The following is a 16,662-nucleotide window of genomic DNA, read 5'->3' as shown; positions in this document are numbered from 1 at the left end:
CGTCATGAACCGACGTCTCGTTCTCGGCATCGTCGCCGTCGGTCTGCTTGCGACGCTTGCGGGCTGTTCGATGTTCTTCGGAGGCATCTCCGACGAGGAACTCGACCGCGAGCAAGACTACGAGGACTTAAAAGAGAGTAACGCCGACGTCGCAATCGACGTCGAAGGCGCGAGCCTGATCGGTGGCGGCGAGTATCGTGCCGTCTACGATCTGAACGGAACCGAGGAGCTGTCGCTGTCCGAATCAACCCTCTACAGTGACCAGGCCGTGGACGTCCACGCCGTTCGATACTGGCATGAGAACGGAACCGAGCTAACGGGCTCGGAACTCGATATCGAACAGGAGAGTGCGAGTACCGATATTAGGGTGCCGGACGGAAACGGAACGCTCGCGTTTTCGGGCGATTCGACCTCCAAATCGTTCCAGCTAGGCATGTATATGGAAGGAAGCTACGAGGTAACCATTCCCGAGGGACACAGCACCTCGAACTTCCTGTTAGGGGGCGTTAGTCCGAGCGGTTACGACCGAGAGACTGTCGACGATCAGGAGCAACTGACGTGGGACAATGCAGAGAGCGCAATCTCGTTGCGGTACTACAATACGCGAGACGTGCCGCTGTTTCTCGGATTGATCGGCGTCGTCGTGGTCGTCGGCGGCGCTGGTGTCGCCTACTACTACCGTCAGGTCAAGGAATTAGAGGAACGTCGAAAGCGGATGGGCCTCGACGTCGAAGGCGGGGACGAATCGGACGACGATTCGCCGCCAGGGCCCCGGTAGTTATCGTCCGACCCGATCGCCAGCTTCCGTTTCGTTTTCGAGGGAAGAGTACTTGAACGGGTACGCACAAGTGACTATATCGCAGCGGAGAACATTACAAGCGGTTTCAACCGATCGGAGGCTACAGATGAACCAGCCCAATTCTGAGCCGAACGCACCCGTTCCACGACAGGTGCGCATTTCCGATGCTCTCGTCGGTACCGGAAACGATATCTTCAAATCCTACGGGTTGGGGTCCTGTCTTGCGATCGCACTCTACGATCCCGAACGAGCGGTTGGTGGGTTAGCACACGCGATGTTACCCGACAGTACGGAGACGACGACGACCAGTGACAAACCGGGGAAGTACGCCGACACGGCGGTACGAGCGCTGCGCCGACGAACGATCGAGGCCGGCGGTTCTCGGTCGGCTCTCGAGGCCAAAATAGCCGGCGGCAGCGATATGTTCGAGTTCAAGCGTCTCGGAGACAGCGTTGGCCAACGGAACATCGCCACGGCGAAGGCGGAACTCGAGACGCTCGACGTCCCGCTCGTCGCCGAAGATGTCGGCGGAAATCACGGACGAACCGTCGAGTTCTCCCTCGAGACGGGCGAACTCGTCATTGAGACTGCGGATGACGAACACGAAGACCAAACGCTATGACGACGGATACGTTCGAAACACTACTCGAGTACGTCGAAACCGAACTCGCCTTCGCGACGAGTCACTACAACGACAGTTATCTGGATCGACGAATCACGTCTCGAATGCGACGGACCGATTCCGAGACGTACGAGGAGTATTTGGCCCACCTCCGAGCGACGCCCGATGAACAGGTCGCCCTGCTCGAGTCGATGAGCATCAACGTTACCGGCTTCTTTCGAAATCCCGACGTCTGGGAGGGGATCCGTGCCGTCCTCCGAGAGCTATCGGAGACTCGAGGAACCGTACGCGTCTGGAGTGCGGCCTGTGCGGACGGACGCGAACCGTATTCACTAGCGATGCTCGCACACGACGATCCTGGGATCGACGAGTCCGCGGTGGAAATCCTCGCGACCGATATCAGCGAACCCGCACTCGAGACCGCTCGAGAGGGAGCCTACGAGGAACTCCGAACGGTCGATTTGGCCGAGCAACTCGAGTTTCTGGAGGACTATTCGAACTATGTCGAGCAAGACGGGCGAACCTACGAAGTAACCGATTCGATCAAACGGACCGTTACCTTCGAACGCCACGACCTCATAAACGACGAACCCAAATCCGACTTCGACCTCGCGACCTGCCGGAACCTGTTCATCTACATCGACAGCGAGTACAAAACGCCGATGCTCGAGACCATCGAACGGTCGCTCCGGCCGGAGGGATACCTCGTTATCGGTAAATCGGAGACGATTTCCTCGAGAGTACAGTCCGCGTTCTCGGTTCACGATTCCCGTCTCCGAGTGTATCAGAATCAACCGAACTCCTCGTGAAGGGCATTATACGTCGTTTTTGGGACCGGACTGTAGAAACGTCTCCATTCAACCTCGAGAGCGCGGCGCTTTCACTGACCACGCGGCCTGGCAACGGATTCAGACCGACGTAGCGTAGTCGATGTCGATCGTCACGACGTGAACGGAGAGGCTGTCGACAACCGCACCCTCCGATCCGGTACACGTCCAGCCATCGCCGGTTTCAGTCCATCCGTCAAAGGCGCGTTCCCAGCCGCGGTCGGACGAGCGTGCAGTTTCGACGTCGATCTCGAGCGAATTGACGTCGAAAAACGTCTCTCGATACGACTCCGTTTCCGTCGCAGTAACTGAAACGACCCCGTTCGACTGGACGGAACGGTTGTCTTCCTCGATCTTTATGACCGAAACGATTGCAGTCTCATCCTCACACCGTACCCGCGGCTCCGCGAGACTCGTCCGTTCGCCGGTTTCGCTCGTTCGAAACACGCCCCCGCCCTCATACGCGACCGCGTGGGAATCATCCCCGTAGACGAACGAGCCGAGGCGCCACGACTCAGTGTCAGTCCCACCCGCGTGGTCGAGGGCGACCTCCAGCCGCGGTCCCGGTTCGCCCGGAGCGATAGTCCGACCACTAACTGCTAACTCGTTGTCTCGCTGGCTCACACCGTCGATTCGAAGGATATCGTTGAAATCATTCGAAAGATCGTCTACTGCCCGTTCAGCGAGGTGGAACTGTTCGTGCTCTTGCTCGATCTGTATCGCCTGAAAGCCGACGATGGACACCACGGCAACGCTGAGAACGATCGTTGCGAAGACGAGGACAAAACTAACGAGTTCGGTGACCGCGCGTTCGTCGCGTCGCCCGCTCCGCTCGTTTCGGGTCCGTTTCATGGGTTTTCGAACCCAAGTTGATCACCATCGTGAACGACCGAGATCGCCCCGCCTCGAACCGAGCCTTTTGTATCGACGTCTGCATCCAACTCTCCGAGTGGGACGTACACCGACTCGTCGATGCGGGTCGCGGTGAGTTCGAGACAGTGTTCGCTCGCCGACAGCGCGACATCGATTTTGTGACAGTCGTTGACGAGTCCGACTCTATACCGCGAGTTGGCGACGGTATCCGGATACTCCACGGAGAGTGTGACCTCCTCGGTCGCTCCGTCGGTAGATCCCAGGCCGTCAGCGCGAGTGACTTCGGTTGCGAGGCGCTCGCCCGTCGTCTCGAGCGAGTCGGCTACGGTTCGGTCGGTCTCGGCCTCGAGGAACGTTCCACCACCGAGTAGCAGAGCACCGACGAGTATCGTCGTTATTCCGAGTGTCAGGGCGTGCGTTAGTGCGATCGAAACCGCACGGCAGTCGCGACGGAACGCGATCACGGCCCCTCACCGAACCCGTAAATCGCGTGGGTGCGTTCGGTCGTGACGTCGCTCGAGTCGTACTGAAGCGTCAGCTCGGCGAACTCGACGCCGGTTGACTCGGCGTTTTGGACTCGCGTATCCGAACCGCTCGTAACGACATCGTACGATTCGAGCACCGCGTCGTTCGTTGGATCGACGGTGACGGACTCGTAGGCCCTCTCGCTCTCGAGAACGTCGTACTCACAGTCGCCCGAGTTCTCTTCGTCGACACCGTCGTCGCCGGTTACGAGATCGAGTTCGGCGTTGCTTGTCTCGACCGTACAGGCGTTTCCATCGGCCGTTCCAACCGATATCGCTCCGTCACCGGTCGGGGCGAGCGAGAGCTCCACTGGATCCCCCTCAAGCGGAACGGCCGTAATCGCGATTTCCTGAGTTACGGTATCTGTTGCCGTTTCGATGTCGAATTTCGAAAACTCTCCCTCGAACAGAAGCTCTCCGTCGGCTCCGATCCGTTCGCCACTGAACCGCCGAATTTCGCCTTCGTCTTCGACGATAGCTAGTTCCGCACTGACGACTGCCGTTCCACCGGCGGCGTTCATCCGTCGATACTGTTCGACGTACTCGGCTACCGCTCGCTCTATGTCCGCTTCAAATTCGAACTCGTCTTCGTTCCACGCGGCTTCTACGATGTGTTGAACACCGTCGACGATCCCGTGTTCCGTCGCCTGCATCGCGCCGCGGTCCCGACTTTCTGCGCTCGAGGAAGCGGTCTCCGTGTACACCATCCCGTTGAAGGTGAGGACCAATCCGAGGAGGACGAATGCGATTGCGACGGAACCGACGAGGAGTAACTGCCCGCGGTCTCGAGAGCGAGTCACCAGACGGTCACCTCCACGCCGATCACGGTGCCGACCGATTCACCTGGAGGACTGATCGAAGAACGGAGACCGAAGTCGTCGGCCTCCTCCTGGTCCCCAAAGACAGTTACCACGTAATTCGCGGCGACTGCGTTTGTGTCCGGCTCTTCGTCGGAGGTCGCATACACCGTCTCCTGGCTGACCGACCCGTTTTCGTTCTCGAAAGTGAACGAGATCAGGTACTCCAGATCCCTCGGAGATTCTCCGAACTGGTCGGCCAGTACCTCTCCGAGAACGTAGCTTTCGAGTTCATCACTCGAGAACTGGGTGCCGTCCCATGCACGAACGAACGCCGAAAGGGTTCCCATATCTTCGTCGCCCGGTCTCCCGTCCGCAGCGGCTGCGACGACGAGCGCATCCTGTGTTTCCTGTTGGAGCTGGTTTTGACGATCACGTTCGCCTGACTCCTCCATAACCGCCGCGAGCGGTCCCGAGTGAAGGGCCACAAGGACCACACCGAGAACGATTGCGGCTCCGACGAATCCCTCAAGCGTGTACGCCTGCGCGCGATCACTGCCAGAGCGATCGAGTGTTCGAGGCTCGTTCATACGGCTGATCGAGGTGATCGCCCGCCACGGGAGGGAAAGCAAACGGGGACTCATCGGTTCCCAACCCCCACGGTGAGCCGGCAGGCGGACTGACACTCGTTGATACCGTCTACGGAAACGAGGCGCTCGACCGTGACTGCGGAGTGATCATCCACATCGGCGTCTCCCCACGTCAGGAGGCTGGTTTCTCGGTCGAGCGTCTCAAGAGAAATCGTCACCGACTCGAGCGACGCTCCGTCGACCGTTCGAAGCCCGAACCGCTCCGGAAACCCTTCGGTATCGTACTCGTTCTCGAGTCGGTCTCCGTCTAGTTCGTTCGGGTTCTCGCCGGTCTCGAGGTCGTCGACGATTGCCGTCGCGACGCGGTCGGCCTGAGCATATGCGGCGCTGTCGCTCTCTACGGCATCCGGTCCGACGAGCGAGGGGACCGTCGCGAACGCGAACGCAACCGCCAGCAGGAATATCCCGATCCCGATGGCAAAATCCTGTGCGGTCTGGCCCCGATCCACGTCACCGCTCGAAACCCAGTGTGATCGTGTTTTTATCATCTCAAATCACCACCGCCCAGCCGACGAGCGCGATAGTCGAAAGCGCGATCACGTACTTCGCTCCGCTCAACAGGTCCGCGTTCCGAAGGTATCCACAGATGAATCCCGAAAGAATCGCCTGGAAGGTTACCGCGTGAAAGAACAACGCCGAAAGCGTGCCGGCATCGATACGAGAACTGGAATCGACGTTCGTCAGTTGGCCGGAAGCGCCGCCGCTACCGGTGGCCGTTTCGGTCCCGAGCCCCGACATCGTCTCGACGAACTGCGTTTGCAAGACCGCGATAACGGCGAGGACTGTCAGAAACGTCATGACGATGATGGCGACCTGCATTCGGGTTCGCGACCGTCGCTCTCGCTCGAGTTCGTCGTGGTTCTCACTCGCCGTTGCGGCCGTCCGTAACACGGGCGTGATGTGATTCGTCGCTTTTTGCGCTTCGGTGATGAGCCGCGTCGTTCTGGCCAGCCTCGGGAGCTGATAGCTGTTTGCGAACTCGACGAGCGCCTGGTCCAGACGCCTCCCGTAGGCAACCTTGGTATGCATCGCTTCGAACTCGGTAGCCAGTCTTCCGTCGGCCGTCTGGGAAACCGATCGGAGCGACGCGAGGAGCGGTTGCCCCGTATCGTTTGTACTCGAGAGCTTTCGGAGGTCTTCCGAAAACGTGTCGAGGACCGCAGTACGCTGTGAGACGTTCCACTCGTAGAACGCCGCGAGTGGAGTCAAAACGAGATACAGCGGAACATACAGGCAAACGACCGTCGCCCGTATCGGATCAGCGGCACTACCGCCCCAGGGAAGCCCACTGATGCCGATTACCGTCGCCCCTCCGACAACGAGAAGCGATGCCGGGATGGTCACCGCGAGCGTAGCGAGTGGGCGCTCGCGAAAGAACGCGTGTGGCTCCGCGAGAAGGGTCCATCTCTTGTACGCGCGCTCTCGGTGCGTTATCCGAGTGAAAATCCGGTAACGGCCGACGAACCGTTCGGCGGGGTCCGAATCCGAAAGCCCCTCTTTGGGCGTCGTCTCGCTTTGCCGATAGGAACGTGCGAACTCGAGGACTCCGTCACCGCACTCGTCCCGTTTGATCGTCGAGATGAGCACGAGGAACGCGATTCCGATCGCCGGAAGTAGTCCGTACACGGTCAGATAGAGCAGTTGGCCCGTCACAGCCGCGTTCGGAAGCAGTTGCATCACGACGACGACGATCACCAGCAAGAGCGGGAACAGCGAGAGCGTCATATACAGTTCGCCGACCAGTTCCAGCGTGTCGAGCGTTCGTTCCTGTTGTTGTTTGGCGGTCTGGGCGTGGCGTTCCGATTTCTCCTCGAGGAACCGCTCCATGTCACCGCCGCTGTTGATAGTCGAGAGCAGATCCAGCAAGAACTGGGACAGTTCGTCGCTCGGTGTTTCGTGTGCCTGGGTTCGGATCGCACTTCGATAATCGGACCCGACGTACTCCACGTCCCGCAGAACGCGTTGGAACTCCACTGCGACTTCGCCGTAGGCGTCCTCCGCGTCGGCGACCGCCTCGAGAAGCTCGAGGTGACCGAGGCCGCCGACCGACAGCGCGTACATAAACGAAACGGCGTCGGGAAGGAGCATGTTGATCTCGCGCTTTCTGGCGGTCGCTCGTGCGTACGGGCGGACAATAATCGAACCAAAGCCGAGTATTGCGCCGGCCGTTCCGAACAGGAGCCCCGTTCCGGCAACTGCGACGGAAGCTCCCAGGGCAGTGCTCGTCTCGACCAGCGTGGAGCCGAGCCCCACTCCGAGCAACAGGCTGATGAAGCCGACGACGAATCCAACGACGCCAGCGCGAGCGAGATAGCCCTCTGCGGCCTCAGCTATTCCGGCCCGCTCGAGTTTCGTCTCGAGCGTCGTGAGACTCACCGCTCGTTTTCCGACAGCCGGGGTTCCCTCGAATCTCATGGATCGCCACCATCCGCTTGAAGTGACAGTTCGGGGCGAGAATCAGCTTCGAGACTGGAGAGGGACTCAGCATCGGAAGGGGCCGGACCGTCGGGTTTGGACGGGTGTCTCGCCGTCGCTCGCACGTTTTCAGTGCGATAGTCCTCGAATATCGTGTCGTCAGCGCGAGCAAGAACGCTCTTCGAGCGCCTTTCCGTCGCCGCGGACGGCTCTGGACGAGAAACGAGGTCATCCGCCGCCGAATTCCCGTCGATCAGCACGCTCTCCATTTCGCGAAGTTCTTCGAGTCCCTCCTCGAGGCGACCGTTCGCCAGCAGAGCGAGGACGCGGTCCGAATCGGTCGTATACGCCTGCACAGTTGCGGCGACTTCCGCGTAGGCGTTTAATCCGTTCTCGATCAGGTACGCGAGTACGACCCGTCGCTCGAACAGCTCGTTCTCGAGTCGTTCTCGGCTCCAGCCGCGATCGAAGCGAATCTCCTCGAGGGTGTTCGAGTCGCCGATCTTTCGATGATCGTCGGTCGCCGCCCGCCACTGATAGACGTCTCGAACGTTGATTTCGTCGTTCTCTGCGTCGTAGTGGTTGATCTCTGTGATTCCCCTGTTCCGTCGAACGGTCCGCCCCTGCACTCGAGTCTGGGTCTGGACCGATACCAGATCCAGCGCGGTAACCATCGTCTTCGAGACGTCGATCGGCGTCGTCGTAAACCGCTTGAGGACCTCGTCGACGGAGTCGGCGTGGAAGGTCGTACAGGTAGTGTGGCCCGTCGACATGACCTGAAACAGCGTTCGTCCTTCCTCGCCGCGGACTTCGCCCATCAAAATGTAGTCCGGGCGTTGACGGAGCGTCGCCTCGAGCAGGTCGAATTCGTCGATCGCGCCCGCAGAATCAGTCGCGATCGAGGGCCGGGTCGTACTCGCGATCCAGTTTCGTTGCGGGAGCGTAATCTCCCGCGTGTCCTCGATCGAGACGATTTTCGAACTCGAGGGGATAAACAGGGAGACGGCGTTCAGGCTCGTCGTCTTCCCGGATGCCGTTCCGCCGGCCAGGAGCAGGCTCTTTCCGTTCTCGACGGCCAGCCAGAGGAACGCCATCTCCTCGAGGCTGAACGTGTTCCAGTTGACGAGATCGATCGGAGTGAACGGAACGTCGGTGAACTGCCGGATCGTGTAGTTCGTTCCGTGATCCGAAACCTCCGAGCCGAGCGTCAGTTGCGCCCGCGAGCCGTCGGGGAGCGTGGCGTCGACTTGCGGTCGTCGCCTGCTGATCCCGTTTCCGGACCGTTGGGCGAGTTTGACGACGAAGTCGTCGAGTTCCGATTCGCCGTGGCGGACGTTCGAAATGAGCTGTTCGTGTTCCGCGTGGTAGACGAACACCGGAGCGTTGTAGCCGGCGACGGAGATGTCCTCGACGTTGGGATCGCGTTTGATCCCGTCGATGCGCTCGTAGCCGACGAAGTCCCGATTCAGCCGGTAGCGGAGCTTCTCGATCTGGTACTCGCTGAGCGTTTCTCGATCGGCCGCGAGAACTGATGGCTCCGGACGCGCTTCGATTCCCCGAAGTTCGCGTGTGCCATCCGGTTGGTCCGTCTCTCGCTCGTCTCGGCGGCTTCGATCGGCTCGCTCACCCCGAAACAGCGCCCGGATCGTCTCGAGGAGACCGCCTCCGTTCCGGCCGTTCGTCTTCTCGAGCAGATCGTATCGCTCAAGCAGTCGTCCGGTTTCCCGCTCGATGACGTCCCGCCTTTCCGTCCGTTGTTTGCCCTCCTCGTCAGCGTACTTGATCGTCGTCCGGAGCTTTTCGGCGAGGAACTCCCGAACGTCTGCCTCGAGGTCGTTCAGGTGCGGTTCGATCAGGAAGTATTTCAGCTCGTTTTCGGTCGTCGAGTGGAAGATGCTGACGAACGCGTAGGGTTCGTTCACCCAGTATCGATCGACTTCCCGGAACTGTGTCTTTCGCTTGAGCGGGACGGCCTTCTCGAGGTCGTATCGGTTCGTGACCGTCGTCACTCCATCGTCCGTCGAAAAGAACGTCTCCTCGCCGATGTCGTCTTGGACGGTTACCGTTCGGGTCTCGACGACGGCAGAGAGCGTCGTAGCGATCGTACCGGCGGTGGAAAGCGTCTCCTGCATGCGTTTCGGCTCTTCTGAATCGAGGGACGAACCCGACCAGTCGTCGCCGTCGATAGTCATGAACGGGGTTCGCCTCCCTATCACTCAAAAACCCATTCGTCAGCGTCCCGCCGACCCGGTAGTTCTGTGCCCATGTCATAGGGTCGGTTGTCAGTCATTTCCGGCCAGTCGCCACTCCCTCTGGCGACTGATCGGTAAACAGTTCCAACCGACCCTATCAGTCACCCGACCCGCTCGAGAACCCGCTCGCGGACGACGAGCAGGCACGGAAGCACCGTGAGACATGCGAGGAACGCGAAGACGATACTCAGGCCGGTGACCAGCCCGAACCGCTGGAGCGGCGGCGCGAGCGCGAGCGCGAGGACCCCGAATCCGGCGGCCGTCGTCGCCGCGCTTCCGAGGAGGGCCCCGCCGGTTCCGGTGATCGTCGCGACGAGCGCGTCGTCGAGGGAGTCTCGGGCGTCGCGTTCTGCGACGAACCGTTCGCCGACGTGAATGCTGTAGTCGACGCCGAGTCCGATCGCGAGACTCGTGATTACCGCCGTTTCGCTGTTGAACGGCACCTCGAGTACCGCCATCGTTCCGAGCAACCAGGCCAGCGCGGCGACGACCGGCGCGAGCGTGACAGCCCCTAATGTGAGCGAGCGGTGTCGAACCCAGTAGAGCCCCGTCAGGAACGTCAGAATTACGACGAGCGTGACCGCGAACGCCTGGACGAGCGTCTCGAGCAACGCGTCCTGGACGACCGCCGTCGTTACGGGACCGCCAGCGGCCGTCGCAGTCACCGGCCCGCCGGTCTCGATCAATGTCGCGACGCCGTTCGTGTCGTCCGCAACATCCTGTGCGGCCGCGTCACCGCGCACGTCGATGATCAACCGGCTCGTTTCGTACTCGCCGTCGTCCGTCCGATAGAGTACCTCGCTCGCTCGATCCTCGTCGGCATCGAAGAGGAGATCGTAGAACCCGTCCACGTCCTCGTCGGGAAGGTCGTTTCCGGACGTATCGCGTTCCTCGAGCGCCGCCGCGACGGTTTCGTTTTCTGCCGCGATCTCGCGGATGGCCGTCTGGGGCCCGTCGATCGCGGCGTCCCCGTCCGGATTCTCGAGAACGGTCCCGCTCGTGTTCGCCTCAGCGGATGCGTCGTCGATGGACGGAAGCGTCGCCGGATCGGTCACGTCGCCGCGTATCAGTATTTGGGTCTGTGTATCCTCGCCACGCTCTCGGAAGTTGTCACTGAGGTATTCGACGTCGTCGGCAATCGTGTACGTGTCCGGTTCTAACGGCCCCGGTAAGGAGTTGGTCCACTCCGGTGCGTCCTGGGGCAGGAAATCCGCCTCGTTGAACTCCGTGTCGATGCCGGTCGCGCCGTAGGCACCGCCGACCGCGAGCAAGAACGCGACGGCGATGACGGCCAACGGCGCTCGACGGGCGACCGCGACGGCACCGCCGAGCCCGCGGGTAACGAGCCCGCCGCCCATCCCGAACGGCTCCCTGACGCGGTCGCGATCGAATCGGTTCTCGAGGATGCCGTCGACTTCGACTTTCAACGCCGGAACGAACATCGCGAACACGACGAAGGTCGCGAAGATTCCGCCGGCGCTCAGGATCGCGAAGTCCCGAATCGCCGGAAGCGGACTGACGACGTTCGAGAGAAAGCCGACGCCGGTCGAAAACGTCGCGGCCGCGAGCGCGAGTGAGACGCCCGCGAGCCCGATCCCCATCCCGATTTTGGGGCCGATCCGGTCGCCGTCCCCTTCTGGTTCCGAGTCTAACAACCCGGCTCGAGCCTCCCGGTATCGCATCACGACGTGGAGCGAGTAGTCGATGGCCAGTCCGATCAACAGGAACGGCACCGCAATCAGCAGTTGACTCATCGGGATCTCGAGCCAGCCCATGATCCCGGCGAGCCAGGCGAGCACCATGGCAATCCCGATGAGGCCGATTCCCACGTCGACCACGTCGCGGTAGGTTATCCCGAGGACGAACAGGACGAGCACGAGCGCGAAGGGGGTGATGATCGCGAAACTGTCGCCGACGGCGCTCGAGGACGCTTCGTCGGTGACGCCCTGTCCGAAGACGAAGGCGTCGTCGAACCGGTCGTCGACCAGCGAGTCGATCGTCACCTGCGCGTCGTAGGTGGCCTGGGGTTCCTCGTCAGGACCAGTTTCGTCGAGCTGGAAGGCGAACGCGATTCGGGACTCCGCCTCGGTCTCGCCCGGTTCGTACGCCGTCGGCAGGAACTCGTAGGCGTCCTCGCCGCCCCGCTCCGCATCGGGATCGAGCACGTCCGCGAGCAGTTCTTCGACCTCCTCGTCCGATCGTGACTCGAGGGCATCGATCTGCTCCTCGAGCGTGGGTTCGGACGTGTCGGGCTGGCCGTTCGCCTCAGCGGCGCGGTCCTCGAACACTGCGCCCGTCGCGACGAGATTCTCGAGTGCGAGGAACGGGTCCTCCTCGAGCGTGGCGTCTACGTCTGGGTCGTCTCGGATCTCCTGTTGTAACTCGAGGCCATCGAGCAACGAGTCTCGAGTGAGCACGTCGCCGTCACCCTCGCGTATCACGATTTGGGTGACGACGGCGTCGTCCGTGCCGTAGGTTGCTTCGATCTCCTCGAGCGCTTCGATTTCTTCCGAATCGGTCTCGAACTCGCCGATCCCTGCATCCTCCGTCTCGCCGACGGCCGCTCCGGCCGCGACGAGGGCGGTGACGACGAGCAGGAGGGCGACGACCACTCGGCTGTGCTCGGTGATGACTCGAGCGTACCGCTCCGCGAGGGTCCCCTTCATTGCTCAGCGTTCCCCCGCGCCGACGTGGGCGGCCAGAATTCGCATTGGGAAAGTTTGGTCTCGAGCGCTGATATAGATTCGTCCGCTCGGAGACTCGGTTGAGGGGTGGAACTGCTCGAGATGAAGTCTCGAGAGGCTTTACTCGAAGGTACCTGAGCTTTGCTCTTCGAGCAGTGAACATCTCTCGAGAATAGACGTTTGATTTGGAGTCATGTTGCTCGAGGTCTGTCCCACCCTCGCGTCGGTACTCTCGAGCAGGATACTCCGTGATAGCTCTTCGCAGTTTCGCCGGTACATAGTTACAGTAGATCGAATCGGTAATTGCGTCAAACGACTATCCGAACGTAGCGATATGAAAGGTTGGGAACCGAAGTATTCTATGAGACTTCGTCTACCGCTCGACGATGAATCTTCGTTTTGTTGTACGAACTACTCCCGAGATAATGGCAACATTTTAAATATATGCGCAATATAGTCGACCTGTAAAGAGGCGGGCTATGGCCAGATAGTCTTGGTCTCTCCGCCAATTGGAGGTACGCAGATGAGTAAAAAAGTTCAACAGAAGATGGACGAAAAAGAACGTGAAAGTCACGATGCCTATGTCGCAATGGGCGAAGTTCAAGTTGAAGACTAATTATCTATGGACACCCAATACTGAACAAAGTGACGACGCCAAACAAGATATAGCTCGTCCTTTTCCCAAAGGGTATCGAAGGTCACATACGTTTTGTCGGCGATCAAGAATTTTGACTGTCTAACGGATTCAACAACATGCTCTCCCGGCCAATTTGGGGTCTCTATTTCGTTTTCCCCCAACACATAATCAAGAGTCAACATCGCAGTCCGATGGTTTGCATCTGGGAAAAATTGCTTCCCAGCGAAAGCTCTCATCCACCTTGCACATTGCACATATAGCGGCTCGTCCCTTGGAAATAATCTCAAAACCCGACGCAGATCTCCATTACGCACGTTCTTGATTTTTCGTAACGCTATCGAATCGGACGGTTCGCAGACTACACGGACACCGCGCTGTGGCAGTAGCCGCTTCGCGCCCCCTTCTTTCGGTAACTGTGACTGTCTTTCGCTGACTGTGACAGTCTGTCGGATGAACGCGACAATAAAGACGAGAACACATTATTCCTCAACGAAAACAGTAGTTATATGACAATACAGGACGTGCTGTCAAATGGAAGCCAAAACTCCACGGAAGGGGGCGTTCGTATTGAAATGCCCCGGGTGGTGATGACACCCGAGACGTGGCTTCCAAACCCGGGAGGGTTTGTCAACCATGTTCGGATTGCTTCTCCGCGGGCTTAAACATCCCGTCCGACAGACGAATCGAAGTCGAGTACAGCTAAGCACGGCTCACGGGTCCAGAGGTGAGTGCAAGCGATGACCCCGCCGACGACTGACCTGGTCGTGGACATCGTCCGAACTCTCGAGAAACAGGGCGTCCCTCGAGACTCCTACCAGCTCGCCAGCGAGTTCGATCCCGAGGCGCTGGCGCGGTTAATTCAATCTGGTGGCGAGAAGGTTGAGGTCCGTCTCGAGGTTCGCGGGGTTTCGCTCGTTGTGACGAATCTCGGCGTTCGGGTGACCGACGAGGAACTGTCGTCTCACCCCGAATGCCCCGAGTGTGGACTTCCGGTTACTGCGGTCGTCCAACTCGTTCCAGAGTACCACAATGCGTATCCCTGCGGGTGTCGGGTTCGAGGGGATTTGCTCGAGTAGTTGGGGGTGCTCGAGGATGTTTTTTGGTTGGGTGGAAGGTGGCTCGAGGTCTGTTTAGCGGGCATTTGAATCCAGATCAACGGACAACCTCGCGAAGCCGACCGGGTGCAGACCATGATAGACGTTGTCAACACTCTTCTCTCTAAGTGAAGGGTCTTCGAAATCGATACTCGAGGGGGATTGAGAATAGAGATAGCGATCAGGAATATCATAGTCTCGTACTGGTGAGCCCTATGTTTAAACAGATTCAGTACCTGTTACAAATGTAGACATGACGATCCGGCAGTTGGTTCAAGCTGGTAGAACGTCGGGCGGTGTTGTGCTCCCGAAGAGCGAGCTTCGGGCGCTTGATTGGTTGATGAAGATGGACACGTGAAGGATCAACCAGTACGGGTGACACGGACAGATGAAGAGACATGGGAAATATTGGTTATTGGCACCAGTGACTATCCGAATTGAGACCGTGGCTTAGTTATCCTCAATGGCATCAATCGGTTTCTTTATTTCAGCTTGCAACACGTCTTCTACAGAATCGAAGCGATCGTTGAATTCGGATAATCCGTGATCTTGAAAATCATATCTTTCAGCTGAGTTGGGGTTTTTCACTCCTTGATCTAAATTGTAATTCACATCATATAGGAGATCGTATAATTCAAGGATTGTATTTTGTTGATCGCTGTCTAAGAATATCATGGCTTTATCCTTCGCTACTCGGAACTCGTCAAAGTAATCTATTACCTCTAAATAGTCCTCTTTAGATAATTCATCGTAACCCACCCTGTCAGCTTGCCTTTTGTAATGATGTCGAGTTTTTTCTACAATAGAGTAGAATTCCATCAGCGCGTCAACCTTCCTTTGAAGAAAATAATCAGATCGATGCCGTTCATTCTCTTCTTGCATTCTGATCGTAAGCTGTTCTTTTTGCGCCTTTGCCATCCTATATGTACTATACACGTTGAATAGCCCTGCAACCGTGAATCCAATCACGGAAGCAACGATTGTCAAAACGGCTGCTGATACCATATTCCGATTAATAATCTATTTCTAGAAAAGCATTGGTGAAGTGGTGTCCGAGAACCCGGTCTTTGAGGACACTTTATACAGACCTCGGGCCTGTTCGTACCTAATTAACCTAACCCGTCATGTTCTGTTGGGAGAAAACTGAAGTTTGAGGACCCCTCTAGCTGTCAGGAAAGTCTTATTAATATGGGGTAAATTAAAGATATATGGAAAATCTTGAGAAATATAGGACAGAGATTACTGAGGATATTCGTGAAACAGTCGGTTCAAAACCTGTTCAACCGATCTTATTTGTCGGTTCGGGACTCTCAAAAAGATACATTTCCGGACCAAGTTGGGACGGATTACTGTCAGATCTCGCAGCTGATTGCCCAAAACTCGAGTACATCGCTCGTCGAGATTTCGAGCACTCGTTCACTTCACCAGTGGACTCGAAGTGCCGTCGATTGACTCACGATGAGGCCAAGGACATCGGATAGTCTTAGCCCGGCTCTCACGACCTCTATCGAACTTGAGAGGCTACGCTCGCGTCCACAGACGTAGATCTCAACTCGTTTATAATTGGATGGAACGACCTCGAGACGGTTCTCGGACCAACCTGCAGGAGTCATCCGCTAGAGGGTACAATTGCGCGAGCGTACAAGAGTGGGTTTTGTCTGAATAGCCAACATGTTTATCGGTTAGAGGTTAGTGTTTTCTCCTAAGTATGTCTAGAAAGGTGATGAAACGTGCTGTTATATCGTCGATTGGAGTAGCTAGTACTGTTGCCCTCGCTGGTTGCATTGATGATCTGAGTTCAGAAGACGGAACCTCAGGTGATGGAGGAGCCGGAAGTGGAAGTGATGATGGCAACGAAGAAAACTGTAGAATGGAGACGACCGTAGAAGAAGAGAAACTCGTAGATGAGTGGGAAAGTTATTCTGCAGGCGAGCGAGGATTATACCGATTGGATCTTGAGATGGATGATGAAATCGAAGTCACCGCCCGGCAGACTGGTGGCGAGGCACGCCCTGCTGTCTCGATAGAAGACCCGTCTGGTGCAACTATTGCCGATATTGGTCCTGAAGAACATATTTCGCGAGAGTTTGCTGCGTCAGACGACGGCAGGCACTACGTTACCTTCGAAAATGAAGCGATAATCAACTCTGGTGAGTGGGATATTAGTATTATTATAAAGAAAGAAGTTGAAGAAGAAGTTTGTGACTGATTCGCCACTACGGCCAGAACAGAGACTCCGAAAAGATGGAAAACAATCCGAAGCATTCAACGACGAAGAATGAACGAGCGAAAGCAACGTGAAGGAAATGAACTCAACGGGAGACTTCGTCTCCCGAGCGTTTGCTCGCGTTGCTCACGAAGATGGTGGACGGGCAATTGGTGAACTACGCCACGGTCAACCGCAGTACAGCGGAGGGTTCTGAGTATGACCCGATACTGTCCACACTGCAGCGGTCGGATACGAACCAAGACGTCGATGGCGCCATCC

13 protein-coding genes and 1 pseudogene are annotated in these 16,662 nt (G+C 58.0%); 5 read left to right on the top strand and 9 right to left on the bottom strand.

Features of this window, described 5'->3' with window-relative positions:
- Positions 1-4: 4 nt before the first annotated feature.
- The 3 genes from ACYQ14_RS04265 to ACYQ14_RS04255 all read left to right on the top strand — a co-directional run bounded on the left by ACYQ14_RS04265 (position 5) and on the right by ACYQ14_RS04255 (position 2,230).
- Positions 5-778, top strand: a complete 774-nt coding sequence (locus ACYQ14_RS04265; protein ID WP_459885117.1) for a DUF5803 family protein — start codon at positions 5-7, stop codon at positions 776-778.
- Between the two features lie 127 nt (positions 779-905).
- Positions 906-1,421: a chemotaxis protein CheD gene (locus ACYQ14_RS04260; RefSeq protein WP_459885115.1), complete on the top strand. Its 516-nt coding sequence runs from the start codon at positions 906-908 to the stop codon at positions 1,419-1,421.
- Positions 1,418-2,230, top strand: coding sequence for a CheR family methyltransferase (locus ACYQ14_RS04255; protein ID WP_459885113.1), 813 nt, complete (start codon positions 1,418-1,420; stop codon positions 2,228-2,230). Before ACYQ14_RS04260 ends, ACYQ14_RS04255 begins: the two co-directional genes overlap by 4 nt.
- A 99-nt stretch (positions 2,231-2,329) precedes the next feature.
- Here the strand turns inward: ACYQ14_RS04255 and ACYQ14_RS04250 are convergent, their stop codons facing one another.
- The 8 genes and pseudogenes from ACYQ14_RS04250 to ACYQ14_RS04215 form a co-directional block, all read right to left on the bottom strand.
- Positions 2,330-3,100, bottom strand: a complete 771-nt coding sequence (locus tag ACYQ14_RS04250; protein WP_459885111.1) for a DUF7289 family protein — start codon at positions 3,098-3,100, stop codon at positions 2,330-2,332.
- Complete coding sequence (locus tag ACYQ14_RS04245; RefSeq protein WP_459885109.1) at positions 3,097-3,585, bottom strand: DUF7266 family protein; 489 nt, start codon at positions 3,583-3,585, stop codon at positions 3,097-3,099. Before ACYQ14_RS04245 ends, ACYQ14_RS04250 begins: the two co-directional genes overlap by 4 nt.
- A complete protein-coding gene (locus ACYQ14_RS04240) occupies positions 3,582-4,445 on the bottom strand; it encodes a DUF7261 family protein (protein ID WP_459885107.1) in 864 nt (287 codons plus the stop codon). The genes ACYQ14_RS04245 and ACYQ14_RS04240 overlap by 4 nt, the downstream gene beginning before the upstream one ends.
- The gene (locus tag ACYQ14_RS04235; protein WP_459885105.1) at positions 4,442-5,032 is read right to left on the bottom strand and encodes a DUF7288 family protein; all 591 of its coding nucleotides are present in this window, start codon (positions 5,030-5,032) and stop codon (positions 4,442-4,444) included. Before ACYQ14_RS04235 ends, ACYQ14_RS04240 begins: the two co-directional genes overlap by 4 nt.
- Before the next feature lie 50 nt (positions 5,033-5,082).
- Entirely contained in the window at positions 5,083-5,580 is a 498-nt protein-coding gene (locus tag ACYQ14_RS04230; RefSeq protein ID WP_459885103.1) for a DUF7287 family protein, read from the bottom strand.
- A gap of 1 nt (position 5,581) precedes the next feature.
- Positions 5,582-7,507 carry a type II secretion system F family protein gene (locus ACYQ14_RS04225; protein ID WP_459885101.1) on the bottom strand — a complete coding sequence of 642 codons (1,926 nt, stop codon included), beginning with the start codon at positions 7,505-7,507 and terminating at the stop codon, positions 5,582-5,584.
- Between the two features lie 11 nt (positions 7,508-7,518).
- Positions 7,519-9,651 (bottom strand): annotated as a pseudogene (locus ACYQ14_RS04220) (type II/IV secretion system ATPase subunit); the annotation flags it as partial.
- A 209-nt stretch (positions 9,652-9,860) separates the two neighbouring features.
- Complete coding sequence (locus tag ACYQ14_RS04215) at positions 9,861-12,425, bottom strand: efflux RND transporter permease subunit (RefSeq protein ID WP_459885099.1); 2,565 nt, start codon at positions 12,423-12,425, stop codon at positions 9,861-9,863.
- A 1,383-nt stretch (positions 12,426-13,808) separates the two neighbouring features.
- On the opposite strand from ACYQ14_RS04215, the gene ACYQ14_RS04210 reads away from it, so the two are divergent.
- Entirely contained in the window at positions 13,809-14,156 is a 348-nt protein-coding gene (locus tag ACYQ14_RS04210; protein WP_459885097.1) for a hypothetical protein, read from the top strand.
- 468 nt (positions 14,157-14,624) lie between these two features.
- On the opposite strand, the gene ACYQ14_RS04205 is transcribed toward ACYQ14_RS04210, so the two are convergent.
- Entirely contained in the window at positions 14,625-15,179 is a 555-nt protein-coding gene (locus ACYQ14_RS04205) for a hypothetical protein (protein WP_459885095.1), read from the bottom strand.
- Positions 15,180-15,882: 703 nt separating this feature from the next.
- Here ACYQ14_RS04205 and ACYQ14_RS04200 point away from each other — a divergent pair.
- Positions 15,883-16,383 carry a hypothetical protein gene (locus ACYQ14_RS04200; RefSeq protein ID WP_459885093.1) on the top strand — a complete coding sequence of 167 codons (501 nt, stop codon included), beginning with the start codon at positions 15,883-15,885 and terminating at the stop codon, positions 16,381-16,383.
- The last annotated feature ends 279 nt before the right edge of the window (positions 16,384-16,662 follow it).

Source organism: Halostagnicola bangensis, from assembly GCF_054653435.1.
This window is presented reverse-complemented; position numbering and strand designations above follow the sequence as displayed.